At 68.6% G+C, this 2,095-nt stretch carries 1 protein-coding gene; it reads left to right on the top strand.

What is annotated here, in order from left to right; translation table 11 throughout:
• Positions 1-10: 10 nt before the first annotated feature.
• Positions 11-2,095, top strand: a 2,085-nt coding sequence (locus ACIBO1_RS32260; RefSeq protein ID WP_396753093.1) for a type I polyketide synthase, incomplete at its 3' end; no start/stop codon positions are given.

Below are 2,095 nucleotides of genomic sequence, written 5' to 3'. Positions count from 1 at the left end.
GTCCGAGGGGGTGGGGGTGTTGTTGGTGGAGCGGTTGTCGGATGCGCGGCGTCGGGGGCATCGGGTTTTGGGTGTGGTGCGGGGGTCGGCGGTTAATCAGGATGGTGCGTCGAATGGTTTGACGGCGCCGAATGGTCCGTCGCAGGAGCGGGTGGTGCGGCAGGCGTTGGTGGCGGCTGGTGTGGGTGCGGCTGATGTGGATGTGGTGGAGGCGCATGGGACGGGCACGACGTTGGGTGATCCGATCGAGGCGAGTGCGTTGTTGTCGGTTTATGGTCGGGATCGTGGTGGGGTTGGTCCGTTGTGGTTGGGGTCGGTGAAATCGAATCTTGGTCACACGCAGGCTGCTGCTGGTGTTGCGGGTGTGATGAAGATGGTGCTCGCGTTTGAGCATGAGTTGTTGCCGCGGAGTCTGCATGCGCAGAATCCGTCGTCGCATGTGGATTGGTCTGTTGGTGGGGTGCGGTTGTTGGACGTGGACCGGGCGTGGCCGGTCGGTGATCGTGTTCGTCGTGCGGGGGTGTCGTCGTTCGGGGTCAGTGGCACTAATGCGCACGTGATCGTGGAGGAGCCGCCGCGGGAGGTGGCTGCTGCGGTGGTGGTGCCGGAGGGCGTGGTGGTGCCGTTGGTGTTGTCGGCGCGTGATGACGGGGCGTTGCGGGAGGTGGCGTCGCGGTTGGTGGAGGTGGTGCGTTCGGGTGGGTCGTTGCTGGAGGTGGGGTGGTCGTTGGCGGCGGGTCGGGCGGCGTTGGAGCGGCGGGTGGTGGTGGTTGCCGGGTCGGTGCAGGAGGCGGTGGCCGGTTTGGAGGAGGTCGCCTCGGGTCAGGTGGTGCCGGTGGGCGGCGGCGGTGGTGGTGGGGTGGGTAGGTCGGTGTTCGTGTTCCCGGGTCAGGGGGCGCAGTGGGCGGGGATGGGGGTGGAGTTGGCGGCGGTGTCGCCGGTGTTCCGGGAGCGGTTGGCCGAGTGTGCGGTGGCGTTGTCGGAGTTCGTGGACTGGTCGTTGTGGGAGGTGTTGGAGGGCGTCGCGGGTGCGCCGCCGCTGGATCGGGTGGATGTGGTCCAGCCGGTGTCGTTCGCGGTGATGGTGTCGTTGGCGGCGGTGTGGGAGTCGTTGGGTGTGGTCCCGGACGCGGTGGTGGGGCATTCGCAGGGGGAGATCGCGGCGGCGTGTGTGGCGGGGGTGTTGTCGCTGCGTGACGCGGCGCGGTTGGTGGTGCTGCGGTCCCGGTTGATCGGGCAGCGGCTGGCCGGTGGTGGTGCGATGGCGTCGTTGGGGGTGTCGGTCTCGGAGGTGCCGCTGACCGGTGGTCTGCAGATCGCGGCGGTGAACGCGGCGCGTTCGGTCGTGGTGGCCGGGCCGCCCGAGGCGGTGGACGCCGTTCTGGACTGGGCGCAACGCACCGGTGTGCGGGGCCGGCGGATCGCGGTGGACTACGCCTCCCACTCCGATCAGGTGGACACCATCCGGGAGCAGTTGACCGAGGCGCTTGCCGGACTGCAGACCCGTCCGCCGCGGATCGCCTGGTTCTCCACCGTGGACGTGGACTGGGTCACCAGCGCCCCGGGCGAGGACTACTGGTTCCGGAACCTGCGTCAGAGCGTTCGTTTCACCGACGCCATCCACGCGCTGGCCGCGTCCGGTCACACCACCTTCGTGGAGGTGTCCTCACACCCGGTGCTGACCTCGCACATCGAAACCGTCCTCGACGAGTTCCCCGGCGGCACCGTCGTCGGTTCCCTGCACCGCGACCAGCCCGACATGCGTCAGATCCTGACCGGCAGCGGCCGGATCTGGGCCACCGGCACGACCGTGCGATGGACCGCCGTGTTCCCCACCGGCGTGAACACCATCGACCTGCCCACCTACCCCTTCCAACACCAACGCTACTGGCTCACCCACACCACCACCGGCGACCTCACCAGCACCGGCCTCACCAGCATCGAACACCCCCTACTCACCGCACGCCTCGACCTCGCCGACACCGACACCACCATCCTCACCGGCCGACTCTCCACCACCACCCACCCCTGGCTCACCGACCACCGCGTCAACGACACCACCCTCCTACCCGGCACCGCCCTCATCGACATGCTG

This window comes from Micromonospora sp. NPDC049903 (genome assembly GCF_044460945.1).
Taxonomy (GTDB): domain Bacteria; phylum Actinomycetota; class Actinomycetes; order Mycobacteriales; family Micromonosporaceae; genus Micromonospora.
This window is presented reverse-complemented; position numbering and strand designations above follow the sequence as displayed.